Raw genomic sequence first — 24894 nt, 5'->3', positions numbered from 1 at the left:
TGATTAAACCCATCATTAAGTTTTTATTGATATTGAAATTAAAAATTAGCTTAAAAGTATATTATCGCAAAGTCTCCCGAGCAAGGGCTTTTTTACGTCCAAAATAAAATGTTAACAAGATTTCATTTAACCTTTTGCGCTCAAATAAAAAAAGACCACATCCTCCAACAGAATAATGCAGCCTTTTTTAACAGTTAAGTTAATGTGCTGTCTCTGCTGCTTTAGGTTTAAAGACCATTAAACAGACCACAATAAAAGCCAACAAAACGAAAGATGCGCTAAATCTGCTTAGCTCTAATCCACCATGTGCGATAGGTTTATCGAGGAAATCACCTAAAACCGCTCCGAGCGGTCGAGTAAGAACAAAGGCCAGCCAGAATAATAATGTTCTTGAGATTTTGGTATAGAAATAGCAGATTGCTAAAACCAATAACAAAGTACCAAAAATTAAAGCAGCGCTGGTATACCCTAACCCTTGAGTATCCGCAGTCCAATCACCTAATGCTGTTCCCAATGTTTGAGAGAACATAATGGTTAGCCAATAGAAGGCTTCACTTTTAGCAGATTGAATACTTTTTACCGAAATTGTGCCGCAGCTTAAATACCAGACAAACAAAGAGAGACCTAATAAAATAAGCAATATTAAACTTCCGCCTGCATAACCCACACCTAAAGTTCGGTCAACAAAGTCGGCAATTGTCGTTCCTAATGTGGTCGTGGCAATAATGGTCGCCCAATAAAAAAATGAATTGTATTTTTTGGCTTTAATTTGCAAGCCAACAAAAACTGCAAATATCACTGCGAAAATAGCTGTACTAATTCCATATCCCAAATTAAGGGACATAGATAGCGCATCTCCAGCAGTTTCACCTAAAGTGGTAGCAGCAATTTTAATGATCCAGAACAGTAACGTAACTTCTGGAACTTTACTTAAACTTTTAGATAAACTTTCATGACTCATCACTGCATGTTCTCCAAACATATTCACCGATTAGCCAATATCTAAAAGATCAAGCCTTAAGCTGAAATTAAGAGTAAAAATAAACTACAAAGTTCCCCAATAATGAATACTTTGATCTGTTAATTGAAAGGATGAGTTCTTAATTTGTTGCAAACACTTTGTTATACAAACTTTTTCATCTTAATGTCATAAATATTAGGTTGTTCTTTATTACTCTCAAGTTTTGTAGTTATTTTTATAACTTTCACTTTATCTATAGTTTTTATTTTCTAATAATTTTATTGTTATTTGCTTGAATTAAATAAAAAACCTACTCCATGAGCAGGTCTTAATTATGTATATAGCTCAGCTTATAGAACTCTTCGCTAAACATTTTTCATGCCATATCATTTGAAAGTCTTCAACAGCTTTTGTCTTGGTTAAAGGATCTTCAAATAACTTAGAAGAATATGCTGTATCTATAATTTGTTGATAAAGCTCTTTTGCCTCTGCTTCTTCAAGATGATTAGCAATCTCTTGTAGTTCAATCACTGGTACATCATGTTGTCTCGCATCCATAACGCCTTTTGCAGCATTTTTCACAAGATAACAATAATGCGTTTCCATAGTTTCAGATGCAGCATAGCATGGAAGAGTGATCGCGCTCATAAAGAGGAATATAAATTTCATAATCTCACCTTAATTTCACGCGCAAGGGTAACAAGTTATCCTTTAAAATTACAGCCCAAGTATTTTAAAGGTTCGCTCATCGAGCTCCCTTAGCTCATCCAAAGTATAAAGTCGGCCTTTAGGATCAAAGAATTTGTCAAAATCAAATTGCCCTTCTTTATATAATTTATAGCGTTTAGGGCCTAACCATTCTTTTTGGAAAAAATTATCGGTCAGTTTAAAAAACTCTTTAAAGGAAATATCTGCATCTATTTGACCCATTAATTGAGCCCGTTCATCTTTAGGAATGTCTCGCATCCTTCTTTCATCCATAATAAAAGATCGATTACCAATAAGCCTTCCGTCCTTACTAACAGGAACCAGAATACTCCGGCAATTGGGATGCAAAGGTGGCACCCTTTTCGCTGGATCATTCAATTTCCAAATTGAACCGTCAATGGCTGCACAAACTTTAGAAGTCCTCCCATCAAGTACACTCACAAACCTGACATATTCAAAATTAAATTTTTTGAAGTTATATAAATAGACCTGATTTGAGATATGGCTCCGCAGGGTTCTGACAATACGCTCAATATCAATTCTGGTACTGTTGAGCAATCCATCTTCATACTTAAGGCGTTTCGTACCAGTAATACGCCTAATAATTTGCTGAGGTGTCATGCCTGTATTCATTCCATCGCGAATAGCATATTCAATTCTTTGCAGGGCATTCTCACTAATTTGAGCTAAGGATTCACCAACTAAGGCACCACCCGCTAAAGGCACTCGTTTTATTGACTGATAAAGCTGTTCTCCCTTTAATTCTTTAATAACCTTACCAAATAGTTTGGCCATATAGTTTGACTCATATATAGCCAAAGCAATTGCCGAGTGAGTAAAGATTTCCGGCAAAACAGTGTTAATTGAATTAAACCAATCTGAAATTACAAGTTGAATATTTTTAAGGTGACGAGTTGTGTATTCTCCACCTGCTAAAGCCGCCCTTTCAGTATCATTAAGCTCTTTTATTAAATGCCCCAAACGATCAAGCATAGTTATTGTTTCAGTATTAAAAAATCTAAAAAGCTCATTTACCGATCTGGAAGATGCTCGATAAAGATAGGCTTGATGTTGTGTGAAGACATCAAAAAGCGATTTTTCAGTAATATTCTTCATGAAAGTTACCTCTAAAAAGCGCACTTTATTATTTTTTTTATATCGCTGATCTGTAGAAATTTTAAGGAACTAAAAATTTGAAAAGCTAATTAAACTGGTAATTTTGTTTTATAAATTTTTTCTGAACGCTAATGTTTCCAATAAAATTGGCCAACCATAAAATAAATTCATCACGATACTCAAAGCGCGGAAGTAAGCTCAAGTCAACTTTTATCTCTCTTTCAGAAAGAGGCTTACTTAAACATTCTTCAAAATCAATTTTGCTATATTTTAGTTTTAAATTGATTTGCTCAGCTTCTTTTCTAATTTCAGCCATGACTCTATTAAGATTAGTCACCGGATTATCAGTAATCTGGTACTTTTCATAAATATTGGCGTATACATTTTCAGCAATATCTAAATATTTAATGAGTTCAGCATTCTCATTCATCTCGTTATCTTCCTATTTTTTTGGAAATTATGTACGAGTAAATGTTTCTATACGTAATTTAAGCGTATTTTTATGTGAAAAATATTTTAATAAAAATAACAATTCATTGCTTAACCTACTATTTTTTATATCATTAATATTTTCTCATAAAACATTTCCATATTTTCTGACATTTTTAATTGGCATAAATATGTACCATTAACGGTTTTAACAGAAAAAACCGCCCCAGAAAGCGGTAGCTGAATTCTATCAGCGAGATATAGAAGTATGGTGGATGAATACTTCTATATTTTATGAAGACAGTTTACTATTTTTAATATAGTCCTCAGATTTAAAGTAATTAATAATCATCTCTGCATTTTCTTCTCTACTTGGATCAGCAGCAGCTGGAATCTCGATCTTATCCATTTTAAAGTCTTTCGGAATATAGTTTGAAATTGGAGGCAGCTTTTCCTTTCCGCCTACCGTCATTCGTTCAATAAAACCAGCCAACCATAAAATAAACTCGCCTTCATTTTTAAACTTAGGCATCAAACTTAAATCTATATGGACTGATTTTTCTTTATTAAATTGATTTAGGCATTCTTCAAAATTTATAAAATTATACTTAAGTTTGAACTCAGTACCTTTAATTGCTTTACGAATCAGGCTAATTAAACAATTCAAATTTTGAATCATATCATCCGTAAATAAATTGTCTTTTTTAATTTCCTTATATACTTTATCCGCTATAGCTAAATACTTTGGCATTTCTTCCTCCTCAATTTTTTATAAATAATTGAAAATAAAAAAATTCATATTTTGATTATGAAGAATTAATTGTAATTGAGTGAAATCAAATTAGCTTTCAATGTAAAAATTACCAATATTATGTAAAATTGCACCAGAATGAACCACAAAAAAATTCATATTACGTTAACTGGTCCACAATTTTATTTAATAATTTTAACTAATTAGAAATGTTTTCTTTCAATTGTAAATGATTATTTTTTAGACATACTCTTCTAAGATAATAGTTTTATAAATCAATGAGAAACTTATTTTTTAAATTGCTTTTTCTATGATAAAACTCAATATCGAGATTGTCTTTCTTTAAGTTGATAATTTAAAAAAACTTAATTAAAGATAAATTTATAACACTGATCTATCTGTTATATTTTTTTGAAAAAATTCTGTATCTATGATTACACATTGTATTTCTTCATGATAGTAACTATCTAGACACGAGGTAGCTAACATGAATTTTTTAAGAAAGAAAAATAAAGCTAGTTTTGTATTATTTATTATCACTCTCTATTCAATGTTAGGGTTTGGCTTAGGCTATGTTATTTGGGAATATTTCCTACAAATTCCATGAATTATTAAGCATGAAAAGTACCTTTCAAAATTTAAGTTATCTCAAGATTGAAAGGTACTTAGCCATCAGTTAACGCTATGTCTGGCAATTTCAGCATTAATCTCTAGACTTATTTCTTTACTGCGATGATAAGCTGCTTTTAAAGCCAGTCGAATATCATCGGAAAGATTGCCTAGCTCAAACATTCGTAATGCAGATTCAGTAATGCCATTAGCTAATGTGACCTTGCCACATAACTCACTTGGCTGAACATTACTTTTACGCACCATGTCTACAGCACCTGACGCTGCTTGAAGTGCCAGATCTAAAGCAAACTGCTTATCTAGCCCCATAGAAACACCAGTTTTTACCATACTGTCGAGGATATAAAAGAAGTACGCTGGGCCTGAACCCGATAACGCGATAATGGCATCACTTTCTGATTCTGAATTTGCCCAATAGGTCTGCCCTGTGGCTGAATAAATTGTCTCAACTAACTCTTTATCTAAAGGTTCTAGATATTCTGAACCAATCAACACATGAGTACCTGTATAAGTTAATACTGGTGGGTTAGATATGATTCTTATAACCTTTTTTGAACCCGTAATATTCATGAGTTGTTTGATATTAATTCCAGCCATCATCGATAGAATAGTTTTATCAGCTAACCATTTTTTTAATGGTGCTAAGATGACTTTTAGATTTTTTGGGTCTACTAATAGAACAACGATATCAGCCTTTTTTACCTCATGCTGCTTTTGCTTTAGAATGATTTCATTATCAAACTTTCCTTCCTCTATAAGATTAATTTTTTCTTTTTGAAATCCTTTTAAAACCAAACCTCCAATTAAAGCTAAAGACAAATTACTACTACCGATGAAGCAAATATTTGGTTGTACTATATTCAACATTTAGAATTATTTCCTTCCTTTAGATATACTACAAAAAGAAATATTATTTATGACTTAAGTCATGGACCGTTAATACAATAAAAATTTAATAAATTTTTATGAATGTTAAGTTTAATTTTACAACTAAACTCTATTTTGAGCTAAGATTACTCTATTACTTATGACGTTATGAATAACAAATTAAACTAAATTGTTAAAAATATGTAATTAAAAATTAATTATAGCTTATCTGATTTAAGCAATATACTTGCCAGACTTAAAGTGGTTTTATTTAACATCCACTTAAAGATCTTTGTTCTTTTTTTAAGAAACTTTCCGCTATTCGTGATGCTTCCTGATAATTTATTTCGCTGTATACCCAAAATGACAAAAGCTTTCCACCTAAATGAAAGTATTGCTTATAGTACTCATTTATATCATCTGAATGAGGGTTTCCAACACAGAAACTATCTTCATTAATTTTTCTTACTTTACCGTTTAAAATACCGCCAATACAAATATCCATTTTTATACCAGTTATAATGTTAACTTATACAACACAAATTTAATTTTTATATTATATAAAACAAATAATCAACTTATTTAATATTTTATATAAAAAACCCACAAAGGAAGAAGTGGGTTTTTTAACTACGTAGATGATTTCATGTTATTTAATTGAGCAAATGGCCAAAAAATAAATCAAATAAAATCATCAAATTATGTTATTTAAGCATTCGTCACAATTGTGATATTCGAAGCTTGAGGGCCTTTTTTACCCTGTGTCACAGTAAACTGAACACGCTGGCCTTCTAGAAGAACTTTAAAGCCTTGTGTTTGAATCTCAGAAAAATGTGCAAAAACATCTTTACCTTCATCAGTTTGAATAAAACCAAAACCTTTAGTTTCATTAAACCATTTTACTGTACCAGTAGCATTAGACATAAATTAATCCTAATTTTAAAAACATTATCATTTGTTATTGGGTATTCCAATTGAACTAAAAAATATACACTCTACTTAAATATCTAATAATATACGGAGGATTATAAATAAAACTACGAAAAGAGAGATTTAGGGTAACATGAATATTTTTGTAGTTAATGTCGACTATACACGCTTCTTAACGAATTGCAATCTCTATCTTGATTAATTGATTTTCCACACAATTTGTGCGTCTCTAACGATCACTTATCTATTGATTTTAAATGCTATTTTTTAATTTAGTTAATTGTTTTAACTTCAATATATTAATTAAATATATCTTATTTTTATACTATAAAATTTTATCTTTTGAAAATTATTAAGCCTCTCTTTACGCTCTAAAACTACTTTAATATCTTACTAAAATATTTTACTTTTTTATAAAATATACAGACCTGTATATATACACTTTATGTATTCTGATTTAAAGTACGTGTGCAGCTTAACATATTGATGATAAACAGGAAGTAGCCACGTGAACGGTCTCTTAGTTTTTATAACCATTGCTTTTCTTACCTTATCTAGCCCTGGACCAGGCGTTTTATTTACAGTAACAAATTCAATAAATTACGGTGTTCGTACCGCTTTATTCGGTATTAGCGGTTTAATCATTGGTATGTTCATTATCGCTGTGATTTCTGCAAGTGGTGTTGGTCTCATTATTACCAGTAACCCCACCATCTTTACTGTTTTAAAGTTTATTGGGGCCTTTTATCTTATGTATTTAGGTTATAAAAACTTTATAAACAAATCTCCTACTCAAGATTTACTAGAAACTGAACACAACGATAAAATCGTGAAGAAATCAAAACTTTTTTATCAGGGGCTATTTGCTTCATTACTTAATCCGAAAACGATTGTCTTTTTTATTGCACTTTTTCCTCAGTTTATTGATATTAAAAAAGAAATATTAAATCAATTTCTCATTTTATCTTTAACCTTTTGCTTTATCGGATTTTTAATTCATTTAGTTTATGCTAATTTTTCTTCAATTTTTAAAGAGAAAATGCTTGCCGGAAATAATTTTGCAAAACTGAATAAAGTGAGTGGTTGTATTTTCTTTCTTCTCGCCATTTTACTTATTACTCAATAAAGAATTTGTATTATAAAAAGAAGAATGGATCAACTTGCTATATGTATTCAGCTCAAGCAAGTTGGTCTTTTTAAAAACTCACACGGTTAGCAAGCCATCCGTAAAAGAATTGTTCATACTTTGGATTTTTCTCTGTAATTTCAATATAGCGTTGGCCTTGCATAATATTTAGAAGACGTACCATCACTCTTTCCCCTTCTTGACCGCGATTTTTAATATAGAGTGATAAAGCCTGTAAGGTAGAAGTCCCATATTGACCATCTAATTTAAGATCGCTCCATCCCTCTTTTCCTTGTCTGTTTAACAAATTCAAAGCACGTTGTAGAAGTGGTTTTGTAAAACCAAGACCACAATTTACTCCTGTATCGAGCAGTTCTTCAGCAATGATTGGACTAATCAAATTAATTTGATCAAATCGCGGCTCAAGCCAATATTGCTTTTTATAAATATCTCTTGCAGTTTCTAAAGGTAAATCCTCCATTTCACCTTGATATCCATAGCTACGTGCAACTGCTTGAGTAATTCCAAATTTGGTGGCATGTCCAGAGTCAAGCGTATCATTTACATAACCACCTTCACGTTTTATAAGTGCATCTAGATATTGTTCAACCTTCATGGGCCTGTCCTCATTTATATAACTCGCTGATAGCTATTAACTTTGAATATCATCTTTTGCTTTTTTTAAGTCTTTCATTACTTCAACAATAGTTTTTCCTTCTTGTTTATTAATGAAGTTAAATATCCACCTCACAATTGCCCAACCAGGTAAGCCACAAATAAAGAAGAATCCACCTAAAGTGATCATGCCCCATATATCAGTCACCCATTCATGTAAGTCCCATTTCATGATAATGAATGAACCACCAGTCAAGCTTGAGACAATAGTACAAATCAAACCTACTACCCATTCTTGAGGCGAACGTGGGAAACGCATGATTAAAACCACCGCTACGACTAAGCTTACTGCTAAAGCGATCATCATGACCGTACCATACAGCTTAAAAATAGAAGCTAGTCCATTTAATGTTAAAAAATTTTCCATAATACAATCCTGTCTCATACTTAAAATTTGAAAAATAATCGTACTTACTACATTGTTATTTCTCATATTTTTATAAAAAATTGCTATACACCCGTGCTTAGCCTAGCCGTTCTTTTTTCTTTTAAAACTGGCATACATATATGACTTATCTTTTTTGACCAAAAAGTTGAGATAACACGCTGCCGTATATCGGAAACTTTTGTGAGCCATTAAATTCTTTGTTAGATTCTTCATGTTCTTGATACCCTTTATCGACGAACATTAAGCCTGATCCACGGAATCGGGCTTTTTTTATTCATTTTTTATTTTTTGATAGCCGATCTCTACCACTGATTTACTATCGCCATTTTATATTCTGTCGTCCATTGAGGCAGAATACTGATCACTACTTACCAAGCCATTGATACAAAATAAAAATATGTTTTAGTAAAAATATTGCATTAGTTCTATCAATGAGCTCTTATAATTGATATTATAACTATAGTTATTATTAGTCAATAACTATAGTTGTTTTACTAGATATAACTTTAGTTATATATTTGTGATAAGTTAGCTGGTGCGATCATTATGGCTCTTAAAGACCGTTTAAAAGATTCAAGGATTAAAGCTAAGAAAACTCAGGCAGAAGTTGCTGAAGCAGTAAAAATGTCTCAGCCTGCCTATCAAGCTTTAGAATCGGGAAAGAATTTAAAATCTGCTTTTCTTCCACTCATTGCACAGTTTTTAGGTGTAGACGCTTATTGGCTTACTACTGGTAACACAGAAGACTCTTTTAGAGAAAGTGATGTATTTAGTCCCACCGTTGTCAGCAGTGATGTAGTAGATCAATATGTCTGGATTGAAGTAGTTGAAGCAAGTTTTTCTTGTGGTACAGGTGAATCAATCGAATTTCATTTTGATGCAATTAATGGAAAAATTCCTTTCCCTGCTTCTTTCTTTAAAGAAAAGCGCGTTCCTCAGGAATGTATGCGCATTATTAAAGCTAAGGGCGATAGCATGACTGACTACATCAAAGATGGAGATTTGGTCGGCATTGATATTTCTCAGACAGAAGTAATTGATGGAGAAATCTATGCTGTTTATTTCGCTGGCGAGGGAATGATTAAACAAATTTTTAAAGAAGCTGATGGCTCTTTAATTTTGCATAGTTTAAATGAAAAATTTAGAGACCGCCGTGTAACTGAAGAGAACGGGAAAAACTTTAAAGTAATGGGCCGTCAGTTCTGGCGAGCAGGTTAAATGAGTTATTAAATATAGCTAAAATAATAATTCTATCATTTTCAAATTTCTTACTTTTTTATAATTTTAATTATTTATATGACTTATAGATATAAAAAAACCTATCTCCTTTAAAAGAGATAGGTTTTCTTGCTTTAGTACCATGATGTTATCAACAATATGTATTTAAACGATAAAGTTGATTAAAACCAGCATAAAAGCTTTTTCCATCTTGGTTTAGCTCAATTTCTTCACCAGTTTGAAGCTGAATTTTCTTTCCAACTTCTACCCAACGATATCCATCAAGCGAATTTTGCTTACGCACATGAGGAATAATCCTCACATTGATTTCATTGCCATTTACGGCTGTGGCAATGTGCCACTCATTTACTATATTCACAATCGTATTCACTCATTACTGAGCTCATGTGATTTAACGGTATTTAATTAGAACGCTAGATTTAAGGTATGGACAGTTCGTCTAGAATTTAATATTTAGCTTGATATAGGGTTATTTATAAGCTAATTGCTTTTCATGAGTTCGTATCATGAAAAGTAGTACATCACAGAGCATAATATTTTTTGGATGCGGGAGTCGGATTTGAACCAACGACCTTCGGGTTATGAGCCCGACGAGCTACCAGACTGCTCCACCCCGCAATTGGAAGTATGCTTTATACGCCTATATATTTTATAAAGCAAACTTTATTTTTTAATCGGTTGTAATTATTAACAATTATCTTTTTATTAATTTTTATTTTTACCATTCAGTCCAAATCGACATCGTAATTTCTAATTTTTGTTTCTTTAAATTGTTGTATTTATTTTAAATAGAACGCGATATTCATAGACATCAATTGCCTTGCTTGGATAGCTTTTATACTATCTAGTTTCATCCCATTATTAATAGTTTATATGTCTGATCCTCAGTTCTCTCTAAGCGAATATCTCGGCACTGTGCAGGAAGTCATACGCCTGACCTTTGACGAACCGGTATGGGTTAGAGCAGAGATTCGGAATTTAAATATTAAAGGTGGACATTACTATTTAGAACTTGCAGAGAAAGATGTTGACACCGATAAAGTGATTGCCAGTTGTAAGGCAACCATCTGGAAATTTTCAGCGAGTAAAATTGTTTTAAAGTTTGAACGTGAAACAGGAATTGAGTTAGCAAGTGATTTAAACGTTTTAATTAAAATTAGAGCGCGTTTTGATCCACAATACGGATTTTCAGTCAATATCGAAGAAATTGACTCAAGTTTTACACTTGGGGAAATTGCAAAACGTTATCAACAAATTGTAGAGCGTTTAACCCAAGAAGGTTTGATTCATAAAAATAAACTTCTCCCTACCCCTTTTGATATTGCAAATGTTTTAGTGATTGCTCCTCAAAATGCTGCAGGTTTGGGTGACTTTAAAAAAGATGCAGATGCTTTAGAAAGAAATAAGGTTTGTCATTTTGTTTATCAAAGTGCGACCTTTCAGGGGAATACTGCTGCTGTTAGCCTTATGGAGTCCTTGGCAACAGGTTTAAAGCAATGGGCAAATCGTTATAACTTTCCACCAGATCTGATTGTAATTATTCGTGGTGGTGGTGCTGTAAATGACTTAGCTTACTTAAATGATTATGAGCTTGCCGCACTTCTCTGTAAACGCAGCGTTCCGATTTGGGTCGGTATCGGGCATGAAAAAGACCGTACCATCCTTGATGAGATCGCACATCGTTCGTTTGATACTCCAAGTAAAGTGATTGCTGGTATTCGTAATCATATTGTTGAACATGTACAAGAAGCGGTAGATAGTCTACAAACGATTAAACTGCTTTCTCAGCATCAAATCACGACTTATCAAAGCAAAAATGATCAATTGCTTCATCACATTAATTCTTCTGCACAAAATCAACTTAACTCGGCGCATCGTCTACTTGACCAGATGAAAGAACGTATTCAGTTCAGCTCACAGCAACAAGTTAAATTTTCCTTAGCTCAAATCGAGTCATTAATGAAAGAAATCCTTTTGCAAAACCCTAAACAGGTTCAAGCTAAAGGCTATGCAATTGTCAGATCCGAAGGAAAAGCGATTCGCTCTATACACCAAATTTCAAGCCCCTCCATTGCCATTGAAATGCAAGATGGCGTAGTTGAAGCCAACATTACACAGGTAATCCCAAATGAAGAATGAAGAGTTAACCTTTAAGGATGGCCATGACATTTTGAAGAAAAATGCTGAATTGTTAGAATCACAGGAAAGTCCTGATATAGATAATTTAATGAAAATTGTTGAAGAGTCTATTAGCGCTTATAAAGCTTGCAAATCTCGAATTGAAGCTGTCCAACAAGCTTTAGATGAGACTTTTAAAGAATAAAATTTCCATAAAAAAAGCCCATTTCTACTTCTCATTGAAGAAATGGGCTTAGTGAACACCACTTAGTCCTGAAATGCAAAAATGAGGATTAGGTCACATTTTTGCAAAAACATAGTCCCATAACGACCTGCGATGTTCAATATTTTAATTGTGTCTATACGTTAGTTTGGCTTAATTTCCACCATCTAAGACCGTAAGAAACACAAACTCTGCTGATGCTTATTTTTAAATTTAATTTAAGAGTTATTCCTCACTGCATGGACCAATTAATTGATAAATTTTGCCGTCTTTAGGATTCTCATATAACAAATCCATGTTTGGTAAAATGATATCGTCATTAATTTCAATATGTTCAACACTTTTATGAAGTTCAAGTGCATGGTCATTCATTGGTCTAACTTTTGCCAAAGCGATTGATTCTTTATCAAACTGGTCCTTGATAATTACTTTTAATCTTTTCATAAAAATCTCCTGAAAAATAAATTTTTAATATAAATAATGGGTTAAGTTTAAAATGAGCTAATCGCAGAATAGCCGATTGGCATAGCAAAAAAAGTTAAAATAAATGCAGCTGTACGTTGTAAATTGCGTTGATTTAACCAAGTTACTTTATTTGAAATGAGGACAGTTCCAAACATAATCCATAAAAAAGCAATTGGGGTAATTAAAGATAAAAAGACAACAATGTGAATAAAATACAAATGCGGAACTTCCCACGCTGCATGTGGAAAAATCGCCGAAGCAAAGAGCAAAGCTTTCGGGTTTAAAAGTGTTGCAAGAAATAAAGCTTTTGGCGTAATCAGTGGGCGATCTAACTTAATATCTTCGGTTGAAGTGATCCAAAGTTTAAAAGCGAGATAAAGAATGAAACTCGCACTCATCAATTTTAATATAGCAGGAAGCCATGGAATAAAATGAGATACCGACTCAAGTAAAACACCCCATGAGGTAATCGCGATCAGATAACCTATTACCTCTGCCGGAATTAGCTTAAGAGAGTGCTTTAGCCCTGCTTGCAAGCCAGCCGAGGCTAATAATGTATTTGTTGGTCCTGGAGTCAACAAAATAGTGACCACAAGTCCAATAAATAAAAATGACACCATAGGCCAAAAACTCGATTGATTACGCTAGGCGAAATATGTCAAAAATGAGCATCTATTGTCGACAAAATCGTTGTAACAAGAAATATTACAAATACTTTTTATTTTTTAAAATTAATAATTTAATAAAAAGTGAATTTATATTCATTAAAATTTGTTCCAATTTTAAATTTGCAAAATGCGTCACACATTTATAAAAAAACACTGCATTAACTTAAAAAGATATTAAACTCCAAAATCATATATTTTTTTTAAAATAAGTGATTATTTATATATTTTTTAGGCCATTTTTCCCACTTCTTAAATAGCAAAAAAACAAATATCACACGCCTTGAAATTACCAAATTGATCAATATATATACACATGAAAATCGTGATTTTACTGAATAGATGTATCGTTCCCCATCAATTCATTAATCGCCGCTTTCATCGAATTAAATAGTTGATGGAGGATGCATGATGAATGCTTATGTTCGCCCTCATCCCGATGGTTTTAAAGCTTATTTAGGAAAGGATGCAAAAACCGGTCTCTACATGGTAAGAGTTGGTTGGACAATATATGAAACTAATGCCAATGGTTCTGTTTTGTATATTGTTAAACAGGAAAGTAAAATTCCATTGGATGTAGAAAAGTTTAAAACTGATCGTCCCAAAATTTATGATGCACTTTTAAGTGAAGTGCAATTTCAACGCAAAAAACAACTGTCTATTGATCTTCAAAAGTCCAATATTCCCTCTTATGATCGTAAAGCCTATAAAAAACGGCGCGGCTTTACAGGCTCTTAAACAAAACTATCAATAGTCAATAGATACAGAAAAAGCACCCGTGGGTGCTTTTTCTTTTAACGACCAGTTGCGATTAATACAAACAGGCTCAGTATTAATGTGCTTAATGATCGTTTGCAGTGTACGTGGACTTCATGCTCAGCTCCGTGAGCGTACTGTTCAATGTTTTCCATTACGTGTGCCCTTAAAGTTCACACTGATAATTTGCCTAATTTTCATCCATAAAAAAATTAGCCAAAAGTATTATATGAAAATAAATTTTGTAGTTTGTCTTGAGCAATCTATTTTTTACCTTTTAAAAAATTTAATTAGAAAAACACTTGTAACATTCTTATACGAGGTTAATTCCTTATTGAGCATTTGTAGACCTTTCATTTCAAAGTGCCCAATAGGAAAAATGATTTTATAAAATGAAAAAAGATAACAATATTCGGTTTTTTAATAATAGCCTTTCAAAAGGAGAATATTAAAATGAATAGCTCGCAAGAACCAAATCAATCTCTGTTTAATCAAGCATCTACTTCAGTTCAAGCCTGCATTGAATGCATGTTTGCTTGTAAACATTGTGCCTCAGCATGTTTGCAAGAAGAACATGTGCATATGATGCGTGAATGTATTAAACATTGTTTAACCTGTGTCGAAACCTGTCAGCTTTGCACATCTTTAGAATTAAGACATTCAGAGCTTGCTGAACAAGCCATGCAATTATGTGCCAGCGCGTGCCAACTTTGTGCAGCTGAATGTAGCAAACACGAACATGAGCATTGCCAGATTTGTGCCAAAGCTTGTTTAGCATGTGCTAAAGCTTGTCTGGCATATCGTGCTTAACTTCTAGTTTTATTGTAGAAACCTACGGCCTATTAGGCTCGTGGGTTTTTAATATTTAAAGAACAAACAATTAGAAAATTAAAGTTTTTAGATGAGATGAAAAACTACTTTTCTTTAGGCATAAAAAAACCCGCATCTTGGGGAAAATGCAGGCTCTTAGATCTCCCACAACGACCATGAGTTCATTATTAAGCTTGAACTTTAAACCGTTGACTAAATGTACCCTTAATAAAAACAAATTGCAATACAGAATAGTCTGTATATTTAAAATATTTTGTTATTTTTACATTACTTTTTCATAAATAGTTTAAAAAACTATAATCTTTCCAAATAAGAAATAGTTTTTACAAGCATTAAAAAAGCCCGTTTCACGGGCTTTTCTGCAACGGTGAGCAATCTAAGATTTGTGTCTATCCATCTCTTACATGCTCTTTGCTAGCTATATGTAAGGTCTTATCGTATCTTTTGCCCTGTCCCAAGTTTCCCTGTGGATCGAGGAGATATTACGATTACCTTAGGTACAGTTATAGCACATTATTTATTCATGACTAGTCTTATTCACGTTTTTTTACAAATAAACAAAATACTTTCAAACCTTCATATTTCAAGGGTTTTCTACCGCATTTGGGTATTGGCGGGCATTATCGCATATGGGATACCACTTCACTTTTGAAGCAACAAAAGCATGAGAGATAACTCGCGTCGATATATCTTCATTAATGAGCCCTACTCTTAAACGCACCACTTCTGGTTTATCTAAACGTTCACTCCAGACAGGCGAGCCACAAGTTTTACAAAATACTCTTTTTTTATTATGCGATGCAAAATAAGCCTGTAAAAGGTTTTCACCCTGTACCACATTTAAGTCACTTTTTTGTACTTGAGTGATGGCCGCAAAAGCAGCGCCTTGGGCTTTTTGGCATTGTTTACAATGACAAACCATAATGGGTTCTAATTCGGCATTAATACGGAGTTGAATGCCATTACAAAGACAAGAAGCTGTATAAGCCATGATTTTTCCTTTTTTATTTTTATAAGGTTTAACTTACACCTACACCTTTTTCAATGTGGTCTAAAATCGCACACGAAGCCTGCTGGTCACCACAGCAATCATCGGCAGAAGCCTGCAAAATATTAACCATTTCTTGTAAATGAGAAATTTTTTGCTTTAATTCAGCAATGTGTTTTACTGTTAAGGCTTTCACCTCTGCACTATGCCGATCGGTATTTTTCCAAAGTGAAATAAGCTCTTTCATCTGTTCAGATGAAAAACCTAACTCTCGAGCATGCTTTAAAAAGTTTAAAGTTTTAAGGTCTGTTTCTGAATAAATGCGATAGCCAGAAGCTGAACGCTGAGCTGCTTCAAGTAAACCGATTTCTTCATAGTAGCGAATCATTTTCGCCGAAATGCCCGAATGTTTGGATGCCTGACCGATATTCATCTCACACCTCAAATATTAAATTTGGTTTAAGACCTGCTGTCATGATCTTAAACTAAAAGTTGATTTTCAGCACGCTTACTCTACTGGCGCATGAAAACGTTTTAAGCGTAACGCATTGCCTAAAACAAAGACTGAAGAAAGTGCCATCGCGCCTGCTGCAAACATAGGTGAAAGTAACACACCAAATGCTGGATATAGGGCACCTGCTGCAATTGGAATCAGCGCTACGTTATATACAAATGCCCAGAACAGGTTTTGACGAATGTTTCGCATGGTTGCTTTACTTAACGCAATTGCGTTCGGTACACCTTTTAAACTACCAGACATCAGCACAACATCGGCAGCTTCAATAGCAACATCAGTTCCAGTACCAATGGCTAAACCGATATCTGCTTGCGCTAAGGCTGGCGCATCGTTAATACCATCACCAACAAAAGCTAAGCGACCATATTGTTTTTGCAATTGGCGAACTGTGTCTACTTTACCTTCTGGTAAAACCTCGGCTACAACTTCATCAATATTCAGCTTTTTAGCAATCGCTTGCGCCGTATGACGATTGTCTCCTGTAATCATGGCAACCTTGAGCCCTAATTGATGTAAGGCTTCAATCGCAGCATAGGTTGTTTCTTTAATTGGGTCTGCAACGGCGATAATTGCAGCAAGTTGTTGATCGATAGCAACATACAGCGGTGTTTTGCCCTCTTCACCTAACTGAGCTGCAATCGTTTGGAATGAGCTGGTATCTAAACCAAGTTGGTGCATATAACGATCTGCGCCAATTTGTACTTTTTGGCCTGAAACTTCTGCTTCAATACCTGAACCCGTAATCGAGTTAAATGCTGTTACTGGTAATAAGTTTAGGCCTTCACTTTCTGCTGCTTGAACAATAGCTAAAGCGATTGGATGTTCAGACTTAGCTTCGACTGAGGCAACTAAAGTCAGCACTTGTTTACGTTCAAAGCCAGATAGCACATTAAAGTCAGTGAGTGTCGGTTTACCTTCGGTGAGTGTTCCAGTTTTATCAACTGCAACAACCTGCGCTTCTTGTAAAAGCTGCAAAGCTTCACCTTTACGAAACAAGACACCTAGCTCAGCACCACGCCCAGTACCGACCATAATTGAGGTTGGTGTTGCAAGCCCCATCGCACAAGGACAAGCAATAATCAGTACCGCAACAGCATTCACCAAACCAAAAGTGAGCGCAGGCTCTGGCCCCCAAATAAACCAAACCAAGAAAGTAATTGCAGCAATTAACATCACTACCGGTACAAACCACATAGTGACTTTATCGACCAACCCCTGAATCGGAAGTTTAGAACCTTGGGCTTGCTCAACCATGCGAATAATTTGTGAAAGTACAGACGAAGAACCAACGGCGGTTGCCCGAATGTTTAGAGTACCGTTTTGATTGACTGTACCCCCAACTACTTGTTGCCCTACTATTTTTTCAACAGGGACAGGTTCCCCCGTAATCATAGATTCATCAATGTAGCTGTGCCCTTCAACCACTTCACCATCGACAGGTACACGTTCACCTGGGCGAATTTCTACAATAGTTCCATTGACCACTTCGGCAACTGCAACTTCCACCACTTGACCACCACGCTGGATACGAGCCGTTTTAGGCTGCATTCCCACTAGGTGTTGAATGGCTTGTGAAGTACGTCCTTTAGCTTTGGCTTCGAAATAACGTCCGAGTAAAATTAAACTGACAATAACAGCAGCCGCTTCAAAGTAAACATTGACGGTACCTTGTGGTAAAACCTGCGGCATAAAGGTAGCTACGACTGAGAAACTGTAGGCAGCCAAGGTTCCAACAGCGACCAACGAGTTCATATCTGGTGCTAAACGCCATAAAGCTGGAATCCCTTTTTGGTAAAAACGGCGACCAGGAAAAATGAGAACTAATGTGGTCAAAACAAACTGTAAAAGCCAGCTATTGTATTGACCAATCGTGTTCATGACCCACATGTGAAAAGCTGGAATGAGATGTGAACCCATTTCCAAAATAAACACAGGTAAGGCCAATACAATCGAAATGATCAAATCTTTTTTAAGCTGATCTAACTCTGAAGCTTTTTTATCGAGTTGTACATCTTGATTTTTTTCAGATGCTTTCGCGTCGTAACCTGCTTTTTTAACAGCACGAATTAGGTCTTCAACATTGACTGAATTATCTGCCTGCACCCAAGCTTGCTCTGTTGCTAAGTTGACGGTTGCCTCTTGAACGCCGTCTACTTTTTTTAGGGCTTTTTCTACACGTGCAACACAAGATGCACAGGTCATGCCCTCAATAGACAACTCCACTGGCGCAGCTTTTGGAACATCATACCCCGCACGTTCAACTGCTTTAACCAGTGCTTCACGCTGAATCGGTTGACTTGAATAAACAACAGCTTTTTCTGTTGCCAAATTAACATTGGCAATCTCAATATTTTCAACTTTCTTAAGTGCTTTTTCGACACGACCTACACACGAGGCACAGGTCATGCCTTCGATTGGAAGTGTTTCACTATATGCTGGCAATTTTGTGGTTTTTGAGTCCATCAAACACCTCTGCAAATCTGCAAAATTTAATATTCTGTATTGAGCATACAGATTCCCATCATGGGAAGGTCAAGCATATTTTTTTAAAAATTTGGTCTTGACCTTACAATCATGACAAGGTTTAGACTCAGTGTTATCCAAACAAATATCTCATTCTTGATGGAGTATGAAGATGAAACTACTTATTGAAAATATGACGTGTGGTGGCTGCGCGCGTGGTGTGACTGCAACGATTCAAGATGTCGATCCAAATGCAAAAGTAGATGTAGACTTAGCGACTAAAATCGTAACTGTTGAAAGTAGTGAAAGTGTCGATAAAATTACCGAAGCACTTGAAGAAGATGGTTTCCCAGCGAAAGTGCAATAGTGAATAAGGCCTAACTTTTAAAGTTAGGCCTTTATTTTTTAGCTTGTTGATATTGACTCAAAGCTGAAATTTTTTAATTCGATAATCCAGTGCTGCCCGAGTTAGTCCCAATAAGCGTGCCGCTTCAGACACCTTATGATTTGCCTTTTTTAAAGCTGTTAAAATTAACTGCTTCTCGTGTTCTTCTAAATTAAACTCTGCCTGCAACAGTTGTTCAAAGTCAGTTTTAACAGCTACAGCCTGCTCTGGGTCATGCTTAATCTGTGGGAAAATGGCATTTAACTTAATCAACTGCTGATCGTCCGTTAATAAAACCGCCCTTTCTAATAAGTTTTCCAACTCACGAATATTGCCCGGCCATTCATATTGCTGCATAAAAACTTTGGTCTTATCACTTACACCCTGAATGGTTTTACCGTACATTTTTTCAAAGCGATGAAGAAAGTGTTCAACCAGTAAAGGAATGTCTTCACGGCGCTCCCGCAAAGGCGGAATCTGAACTGGAAAAATATTTAAGCGATAGTACAAATCTGCCCGAAATCGTCCTGTTTTCACAGCTTGTTCAAGGTCTTCATTGGTGGCTGTAATTACACGGACATCTAAAATACGTGTCTGTGAATCTCCTACTCGCTCAAATTCACCTTCCTGCAAAATGCGTAATAGTGCTGCTTGTGCACGAGGAGAAAGCTCAATCACTTCATCTAAAAAAATCGTACCGCCATTGGCTCGCTCAAACTTACCCAAGCGAGACTGATGTGCTCCTGTATAAGCACCCTTTTCTACCCCAAATAGCTCAGACTCAATTAACTCTGGTGGAATCGCTGCACAGTTTACCGCAATAAAAGGTTGGTCTTTTCTTTGGCTATTTGCATGAACTCCTCGTGCAAAAGCTTCTTTACCAACGCCGGTTTCACCTTGTAATAAAATGGTAACTTTCGAACCTGCTGCTTTGGTTAATAATGCACAGACCTGTTTATAAGATGCTGACTTACCCACAGAACTAAATAATTGGTAATCGGCTTCACTGTCGCTATAAATTGATTTTTTTAGTTCAAAAAGTTCAGCCTGCAACGCAATCAGTTCTTTCTCCATGGGTTCCGGTGACATGAATTGAATCAGCTCATCTGCATTTTCCCACTCTTCTAAAGGCTTACCAATAATACGGCAATGCTCATCGCCGCAAGCTTTACACTCTATTTCTTGATAAATAATGGTCATGCCTGTCGCAAAACTGCTGTATCCGCATGCATAACCCAGAAGCATCCAACACGCAGGTTCATCACTTGGGCCAAAATGCTCTAAATGCACATCGGCTTCAAAAGAGTTAAGCCAATTTAAATCGGCATAAAACTGTTTTTTATCGTGGCTTAAATTGAGCTGGTTGGCCTGTACTTGCACCATTCCACGAATCGCATGCATTTGTGGGCCTGCCATAAAAGCATCGTGTTCATTTAAATCGGGACGCATTTTTGTTGTAACTTCTGCATCCTTTAACCCAGCTTGATACCCTAAACGAATAAAAAAACGCTTGGTTCGCTCAAGCCCAATCATGTGCGCTAAGTCTTTACGCAAATATCCCATAATGCTGGTGTGTAAAAGCAGCATTCGATATTCATCAAACCAGATTTGGCCGTGGGCAGTATCAAAGTGCAGTTTAGAGAGCAAATCGTGAATTTCTTGCGGATGATCTGCGTATCGTCCCGTTTTATCGTATTTTACTCGAGCCATGAGTGATCTGTTTTAATCCATTAAACACATTTTGGTTTTATCTCATCTTATCGAAGAACCAGATAAATGTCCTAGTACCTTAAAGACATAACTTCATACTAAAAAAGTATTTCTAAATCTCTCCTTTTAAAGCCCCAAACAATCTAAAAAGAAATTTTTACGACCCACTTCATCAAATCATGAATATCTCTATTTCACCATTCAAAAAAATTCATGAAATGGTGAATTTTAAAAATGCTGTACTTTTAATAAAAATACTAAACAATTGTTTTTAATTATAAAAATAAAGTTGGCATAGCTTTTGTAAAGCTTATAGCGAGAGCAAGGAGCATTCATCAATTTCAAGACCATGTCTTGATGGAGTACAGCATGACGCAACCTCAAGTCGAAGCATTAACCAAATATATTCGGGTCACTGGCGACTTAAACGCAGAGTTTATCGAATTCGATTTTGCCATTCATGACCCAAGTCTATTTGTGGAACTGGTTTTGCCTAAACATGCATTTAATGATTTTTGTAAGACCAATCAAGTGGTTGAAATGACCCAAGAGCAACAAGCTTTTAATGACGCTCAGGAAGAAAAATGGCGCTATGGCACTGAAGCAACCTTAGTCGGCACGCAACGTAATAGCAACGATCACGATGATCAGATGTAAAAAATATAAGGAGATAAAGCCATGACTTTAGAAATCAAAACGTCAAATGTCGAACCTATCCGCCAGAACTACGCCTATATCGAAAGACGATTTGGTAGTAAGCCAGCAACTCGATATCAAGAAGTAAGCTTCGATGTACAAGCTGAAACTAACTTCCACTATCGTCCTTTGTGGAAACCTGAAAAGACTTTAAATGATAAAACCCATACTGCTCTGCAAATGCAAGATTGGTATGCATTTAAAGATCCACGTCAATTCTATTATGGAACTTATGTTCAACACCGTGCACGTTTACAAGACACCGCCGAAAGTAATTTTGCTTTTTTTGAAAAACGTCAGCTTGCAGAACATTTGTCTGATGAAGTCAAAGCTAAAGTCATCGAGTACCTATTGCCATTTCGCCACGTTGAACAAACTGCAAACTTACACATGATGTCTGGCAGTGCCTATGGATATGGCACCGTGCTAACCCAAGCTTGTATTTATGCCGCGATGGATCATTTAGGAATTGCACAGTACATCTCGCGTATTGGCTTAGCTTTAGATGGCAACAGCGGCGACTCACTACAGCAGGCAAAACAGGCTTGGATGCAACATCCTGCATGGCAAGGCTTACGCCGTCTGTGTGAAGAAAGCCTCACCGAGCAAGACTACTTCAAACTCTTTTTATTACAGAACCTTGTGATTGACGGCTTTGTGACAGAGCTTGTCTATCAACAGTTTGATCAGTGGTTAGTCACTCAAAATGCTCGCGACTTAGCCATGCTGACTGAGTTTATGAAAGACACTTTAGGTGATTTACGTAAGTGGTCAGACACCGTCATTAAAACTGCGGCAGCAGAATCCGATCACAACAAACAGCTATTAAATGAATGGTTCACTCAGTCTTTAACTCAAGTAAAAGCAGCTTTTACACCGTGGGCAACAGCAGCCTTATCAGCAGATGCAGTCAATCAAGCAGAACATGCCGTTATTGAACGCGCAAAAAAACTCGGCCTACAACCACTTACAAATGCTTAAGGAGAAGCAACATGTCTAAAGTCTATCTCGCATTACAAGATAACGATACTTCACGCTACATCATCGAAGCGATTGAAGAAGATAACCCTGAAGCTTCAATTCAGTATTTACCCGCCATGATCCGAATTGAAAGTGAAACTGATTTGGTCATTAAAGCCGAAACTGTATCTGAAAAACTAGGCCAAGATTGGGACATCCAATCGTTACAACTCAACATGATTACGCTGGGCGGCAACGTCGAAGAAGATGACGATACTTTCCGCCTTCACTGGAATTAATCACAACATAGACGTTGTTTAACAAAGATTTAAGGATGATCAATCATGACAACTCAAACGAAAGAAACCAGCAAAAAGTTAAATGCTAAAGATCGTTACCGCGCATTAACCCGTGATCTGGACTGGGACTTTTCCTATGCTGACCGTAAAGACGCCTTCCCTTATGAGGAATTTGAAGGCATCAAAATTACGGACTGGTCTAAATGGGAAGATCCATTCCGTTTAACCATGGATGCTTACTGGAAATATCAGGCAGAAAAAGAGAAAAAACTTTATGCCATTTTTGATGCGTTTGCTCAAAACAACGGTCAGATGAATGTCAGCAATGAACGCTACTTAAATGCGATCAAACTCTTTTTAACGGCGGTGACTCCACTTGAATATCAGGCCTATCAAGGCTATGCCCATGTAGGTCGCCAGTTTAGTGGTATTGGAGCACGTATTGCTTCTCAGATGCAGTCGATTGATGAGCTGCGTCATGTACAGACCCAAATTCATGCCATGAGCCATTACAACAAGTTCTTTGATGGTTTTCAGGACTGGGCACATATGCATGACCGTGTTTGGTATTTGTCTGTGCCTAAATCATTTTTTGAAGATGCCCGTTCTGCCGGACCTTTCGAATTTTTATTAGCGATTAGTTTTGCTTTTGAATATGTACTTACCAACTTACTGTTTGTGCCGTTTATGTCGGGAGCAGCTTATAACGGCGATATGGCAACCGTGACCTTTGGTTTTAGTGCGCAGTCAGATGAAGCGCGTCATATGACGCTTGGTCTTGAAATCGTAAAATTCTTGCTCGAACAGCATGAAGACAATGTACCGATTGTGCAGGAATGGATTGATAAATGGTTCTGGCGTGGGACGCGTTTGCTTTCAATTGTGGGCATGATGATGGATTACATGCTGCCAAATAAAGTGATGTCGTGGAAAGAAGCTTGGGAAGTTTATTTTGAACAGGCAGGCGGTGCGTTATTTAAAGATTTAAGCCGTTATGGCATTCGTATGCCGAAATATAGCGATGTGATTGTGAAAGAAAAAGAGCATGTCTCACATCAAGCATGGTGGATTTTCTATAACTTTGGTCATGCTGCCGGTTTCCATACTTGGATTCCAACCGACGAAGAAATGGATTGGTTATCTGCTAAATATCCAGACACTTTCGATAAATACTACCGTCCAAAATGGGAGTTGGCTCGCAAAATGGAAGCTGAAGGTAAACGCTTCTATAGCGCAGGTTTACCACAGCTTTGTCAGGTTTGTCAGATTCCAATGACCTTTACCGAAATGGGCGATGACCCAACTCAGTTTAGTTATCGCCATAGCATCTACCAAGGCGAACGCTACCACACCTGTTCAGATGGTTGTCATGACATTTTCGAACGCGAGCCTGAGAAATATATACAAGCATGGCTACCTGTAAATCAAATTTTGCAAGGTAACTGTGGTGGCGGTGACCTCGAAACCATGCTCCGCGATTATTACCGCATGAATGTCGGTGCCGACAATCTGGATATTGAAGGTTCTCCAGACCAACAGCGCTGGAAAAAATGGAAAGGCAACGCAGCTTAAGCACAAGGAATTGTTCAGGCAGTCATCAAGCTGCCTGATAGGAAATAAGGAGATTGAACATGACTGTTCGCGCGATACACAACAACTATCAATTTGAACCGCTTGATCTGCAAAAAAATTATGGCGATCAATTCTTACTTTACGTGGGTTGGGATCATCACACCCTTTTTTGCTCGGCACATGCCATGCTTGCCTCGCCTCAACAAACTTTTGGACAGTTGATTGAGCAACAAATTACAGGTGGTTTTGCCCAACATCCAGATTTTTCCAAAATTGATTGGTCAAAAGTGCAATACACCTTAGATAGTCAAACAATTAGTCCTGAGAGTACAAAAACTTTGGTAGAGCTTGGTTTTGGGCATAAGTCATTACTTCGTTTCGTTACGCCAGAGTTAAATGGCTATAACGACAGCTACGTTTAATTCG

At 35.9% G+C, this 24894-nt stretch carries 30 protein-coding genes and 1 tRNA gene; 13 read left to right on the top strand and 18 right to left on the bottom strand.

The window, feature by feature from the left end; genetic code table 11:
* Positions 1 to 199 precede the first annotated feature (199 nt).
* The 5 genes from CSB87_RS16230 to CSB87_RS16210 form a co-directional block, all read right to left on the bottom strand.
* Complete coding sequence (locus CSB87_RS16230; protein ID WP_004709759.1) at positions 200 to 961, bottom strand: membrane protein; 762 nt, start codon at positions 959 to 961, stop codon at positions 200 to 202.
* Positions 962 to 1306: 345 nt separating this feature from the next.
* Complete coding sequence (locus CSB87_RS16225) at positions 1307 to 1630, bottom strand: hypothetical protein (RefSeq protein ID WP_004887969.1); 324 nt, start codon at positions 1628 to 1630, stop codon at positions 1307 to 1309.
* 48 nt (positions 1631 to 1678) lie between these two features.
* Positions 1679 to 2785: a minor capsid protein gene (locus CSB87_RS16220; protein ID WP_004887970.1), complete on the bottom strand. Its 1107-nt coding sequence runs from the start codon at positions 2783 to 2785 to the stop codon at positions 1679 to 1681.
* Between the two features lie 85 nt (positions 2786 to 2870).
* The gene (locus CSB87_RS16215) at positions 2871 to 3215 is read right to left on the bottom strand and encodes a hypothetical protein (protein ID WP_002048765.1); all 345 of its coding nucleotides are present in this window, start codon (positions 3213 to 3215) and stop codon (positions 2871 to 2873) included.
* 291 nt (positions 3216 to 3506) lie between these two features.
* Positions 3507 to 3965, bottom strand: a complete 459-nt coding sequence (locus CSB87_RS16210; protein ID WP_004887971.1) for a hypothetical protein — start codon at positions 3963 to 3965, stop codon at positions 3507 to 3509.
* Positions 3966 to 4452: 487 nt separating this feature from the next.
* Here CSB87_RS16210 and CSB87_RS16205 point away from each other — a divergent pair, with 487 nt between their 5' ends.
* Positions 4453 to 4572, top strand: a complete 120-nt coding sequence (locus tag CSB87_RS16205; protein ID WP_002048755.1) for a hypothetical protein — start codon at positions 4453 to 4455, stop codon at positions 4570 to 4572.
* A 65-nt stretch (positions 4573 to 4637) separates the two neighbouring features.
* On the opposite strand, the gene CSB87_RS16200 is transcribed toward CSB87_RS16205, so the two are convergent.
* From CSB87_RS16200 to CSB87_RS16190, 3 genes are all read right to left on the bottom strand, one after another.
* Complete coding sequence (locus tag CSB87_RS16200) at positions 4638 to 5462, bottom strand: pyrroline-5-carboxylate reductase family protein (RefSeq protein WP_004887972.1); 825 nt, start codon at positions 5460 to 5462, stop codon at positions 4638 to 4640.
* 271 nt (positions 5463 to 5733) lie between these two features.
* Complete coding sequence (locus CSB87_RS16195) at positions 5734 to 5967, bottom strand: hypothetical protein (RefSeq protein ID WP_002048783.1); 234 nt, start codon at positions 5965 to 5967, stop codon at positions 5734 to 5736.
* Positions 5968 to 6170: 203 nt separating this feature from the next.
* Positions 6171 to 6386: a cold-shock protein gene (locus CSB87_RS16190; RefSeq protein WP_002048761.1), complete on the bottom strand. Its 216-nt coding sequence runs from the start codon at positions 6384 to 6386 to the stop codon at positions 6171 to 6173.
* A 514-nt stretch (positions 6387 to 6900) separates the two neighbouring features.
* Between CSB87_RS16190 and CSB87_RS16185 the strand changes: the two genes are divergently transcribed.
* The gene (locus CSB87_RS16185) at positions 6901 to 7518 is read left to right on the top strand and encodes a LysE family translocator (protein ID WP_004887973.1); all 618 of its coding nucleotides are present in this window, start codon (positions 6901 to 6903) and stop codon (positions 7516 to 7518) included.
* A gap of 70 nt (positions 7519 to 7588) precedes the next feature.
* On the opposite strand, the gene CSB87_RS16180 is transcribed toward CSB87_RS16185, so the two are convergent.
* Positions 7589 to 8134: a glycoside hydrolase family 108 protein gene (locus CSB87_RS16180; protein WP_004887974.1), complete on the bottom strand. Its 546-nt coding sequence runs from the start codon at positions 8132 to 8134 to the stop codon at positions 7589 to 7591.
* Positions 8135 to 8170: 36 nt separating this feature from the next.
* Entirely contained in the window at positions 8171 to 8500 is a 330-nt protein-coding gene (locus tag CSB87_RS16175) for a hypothetical protein (RefSeq protein ID WP_272480772.1), read from the bottom strand.
* 627 nt (positions 8501 to 9127) lie between these two features.
* Between CSB87_RS16175 and CSB87_RS16170 the strand changes: the two genes are divergently transcribed.
* Positions 9128 to 9799 carry an XRE family transcriptional regulator gene (locus tag CSB87_RS16170; RefSeq protein ID WP_002048763.1) on the top strand — a complete coding sequence of 224 codons (672 nt, stop codon included), beginning with the start codon at positions 9128 to 9130 and terminating at the stop codon, positions 9797 to 9799.
* Between the two features lie 151 nt (positions 9800 to 9950).
* Here CSB87_RS16170 and CSB87_RS16165 read toward each other — a convergent pair whose 3' ends face one another.
* Both CSB87_RS16165 and CSB87_RS16160 read right to left on the bottom strand, forming a co-directional pair.
* Positions 9951 to 10181, bottom strand: a complete 231-nt coding sequence (locus tag CSB87_RS16165; protein WP_025466846.1) for a hypothetical protein — start codon at positions 10179 to 10181, stop codon at positions 9951 to 9953.
* A 180-nt stretch (positions 10182 to 10361) separates the two neighbouring features.
* A tRNA-Met gene (locus tag CSB87_RS16160) sits at positions 10362 to 10438 on the bottom strand.
* A gap of 255 nt (positions 10439 to 10693) precedes the next feature.
* On the opposite strand from CSB87_RS16160, the gene xseA reads away from it, so the two are divergent.
* Positions 10694 to 11959, top strand: a complete 1266-nt coding sequence (xseA, locus tag CSB87_RS16155; protein ID WP_004887976.1) for an exodeoxyribonuclease VII large subunit — start codon at positions 10694 to 10696, stop codon at positions 11957 to 11959.
* Positions 11949 to 12143, top strand: a complete 195-nt coding sequence (gene xseB / locus CSB87_RS16150) for an exodeoxyribonuclease VII small subunit (protein WP_004709785.1) — start codon at positions 11949 to 11951, stop codon at positions 12141 to 12143. The genes xseA and xseB overlap by 11 nt, the downstream gene beginning before the upstream one ends.
* A 243-nt stretch (positions 12144 to 12386) precedes the next feature.
* Here xseB and CSB87_RS16145 read toward each other — a convergent pair whose 3' ends face one another.
* Together CSB87_RS16145 and CSB87_RS16140 are read right to left on the bottom strand one after the other, a co-directional pair.
* On the bottom strand, positions 12387 to 12605 hold the full coding sequence (locus CSB87_RS16145; RefSeq protein ID WP_004887978.1) for a hypothetical protein: 219 nt from the start codon (positions 12603 to 12605) through the stop codon (positions 12387 to 12389).
* 47 nt (positions 12606 to 12652) lie between these two features.
* On the bottom strand, positions 12653 to 13246 hold the full coding sequence (locus CSB87_RS16140) for a LysE family translocator (RefSeq protein WP_002048762.1): 594 nt from the start codon (positions 13244 to 13246) through the stop codon (positions 12653 to 12655).
* A 453-nt stretch (positions 13247 to 13699) separates the two neighbouring features.
* Here CSB87_RS16140 and CSB87_RS16135 point away from each other — a divergent pair, with 453 nt between their 5' ends.
* On the top strand, positions 13700 to 14029 hold the full coding sequence (locus CSB87_RS16135; RefSeq protein WP_004887981.1) for a hypothetical protein: 330 nt from the start codon (positions 13700 to 13702) through the stop codon (positions 14027 to 14029).
* A gap of 471 nt (positions 14030 to 14500) precedes the next feature.
* Positions 14501 to 14857: a four-helix bundle copper-binding protein gene (locus CSB87_RS16130; RefSeq protein WP_004709792.1), complete on the top strand. Its 357-nt coding sequence runs from the start codon at positions 14501 to 14503 to the stop codon at positions 14855 to 14857.
* 604 nt (positions 14858 to 15461) lie between these two features.
* Here CSB87_RS16130 and CSB87_RS16125 read toward each other — a convergent pair.
* The 3 genes from CSB87_RS16125 to CSB87_RS16115 all read right to left on the bottom strand — a co-directional run bounded on the left by CSB87_RS16125 (position 15462) and on the right by CSB87_RS16115 (position 18846).
* A complete protein-coding gene (locus tag CSB87_RS16125) occupies positions 15462 to 15869 on the bottom strand; it encodes a GFA family protein (protein WP_004887983.1) in 408 nt (135 codons plus the stop codon).
* Positions 15870 to 15897: 28 nt separating this feature from the next.
* On the bottom strand, positions 15898 to 16299 hold the full coding sequence (gene cueR, locus CSB87_RS16120) for a Cu(I)-responsive transcriptional regulator (RefSeq protein WP_004887985.1): 402 nt from the start codon (positions 16297 to 16299) through the stop codon (positions 15898 to 15900).
* Positions 16300 to 16374: 75 nt separating this feature from the next.
* Positions 16375 to 18846 (bottom strand): heavy metal translocating P-type ATPase, encoded by a 2472-nt coding sequence (locus CSB87_RS16115; RefSeq protein WP_004887987.1) that lies wholly within the window; start codon positions 18844 to 18846, stop codon positions 16375 to 16377.
* A 166-nt stretch (positions 18847 to 19012) separates the two neighbouring features.
* Between CSB87_RS16115 and CSB87_RS16110 the strand changes: the two genes are divergently transcribed.
* Positions 19013 to 19213 (top strand): heavy-metal-associated domain-containing protein, encoded by a 201-nt coding sequence (locus CSB87_RS16110; RefSeq protein ID WP_006580764.1) that lies wholly within the window; start codon positions 19013 to 19015, stop codon positions 19211 to 19213.
* A 57-nt stretch (positions 19214 to 19270) separates the two neighbouring features.
* Here CSB87_RS16110 and mobR read toward each other — a convergent pair whose 3' ends face one another.
* The gene (gene mobR / locus CSB87_RS16105; RefSeq protein ID WP_004887989.1) at positions 19271 to 20941 is read right to left on the bottom strand and encodes a phenol degradation transcriptional regulator MobR; all 1671 of its coding nucleotides are present in this window, start codon (positions 20939 to 20941) and stop codon (positions 19271 to 19273) included.
* A gap of 369 nt (positions 20942 to 21310) precedes the next feature.
* On the opposite strand from mobR, the gene CSB87_RS16095 reads away from it, so the two are divergent.
* The 5 genes from CSB87_RS16095 to CSB87_RS16075 are packed head-to-tail and all read left to right on the top strand — an operon-like array spanning position 21311 to position 24890.
* Complete coding sequence (locus CSB87_RS16095; protein ID WP_000193471.1) at positions 21311 to 21598, top strand: phenol hydroxylase subunit; 288 nt, start codon at positions 21311 to 21313, stop codon at positions 21596 to 21598.
* A gap of 21 nt (positions 21599 to 21619) precedes the next feature.
* Positions 21620 to 22618: an aromatic/alkene monooxygenase hydroxylase subunit beta gene (locus tag CSB87_RS16090; RefSeq protein ID WP_004887991.1), complete on the top strand. Its 999-nt coding sequence runs from the start codon at positions 21620 to 21622 to the stop codon at positions 22616 to 22618.
* A gap of 11 nt (positions 22619 to 22629) precedes the next feature.
* On the top strand, positions 22630 to 22896 hold the full coding sequence (locus CSB87_RS16085; protein WP_000049448.1) for an MmoB/DmpM family protein: 267 nt from the start codon (positions 22630 to 22632) through the stop codon (positions 22894 to 22896).
* Positions 22897 to 22941: 45 nt separating this feature from the next.
* Positions 22942 to 24468, top strand: coding sequence for an aromatic/alkene/methane monooxygenase hydroxylase/oxygenase subunit alpha (locus CSB87_RS16080; RefSeq protein ID WP_000211828.1), 1527 nt, complete (start codon positions 22942 to 22944; stop codon positions 24466 to 24468).
* Between the two features lie 59 nt (positions 24469 to 24527).
* Positions 24528 to 24890, top strand: coding sequence for a phenol hydroxylase subunit P4 (locus CSB87_RS16075; protein WP_004887996.1), 363 nt, complete (start codon positions 24528 to 24530; stop codon positions 24888 to 24890).
* Positions 24891 to 24894: the final 4 nt, after the last annotated feature.

The organism is Acinetobacter sp. AR_0276 (assembly GCF_003000705.1).
Classification (GTDB): Bacteria; Pseudomonadota; Gammaproteobacteria; order Pseudomonadales; family Moraxellaceae; genus Acinetobacter; species Acinetobacter nosocomialis.
Note: the sequence above shows the minus strand (reverse complement) of the source record. Positions and strands in the feature narration are given on the sequence as shown.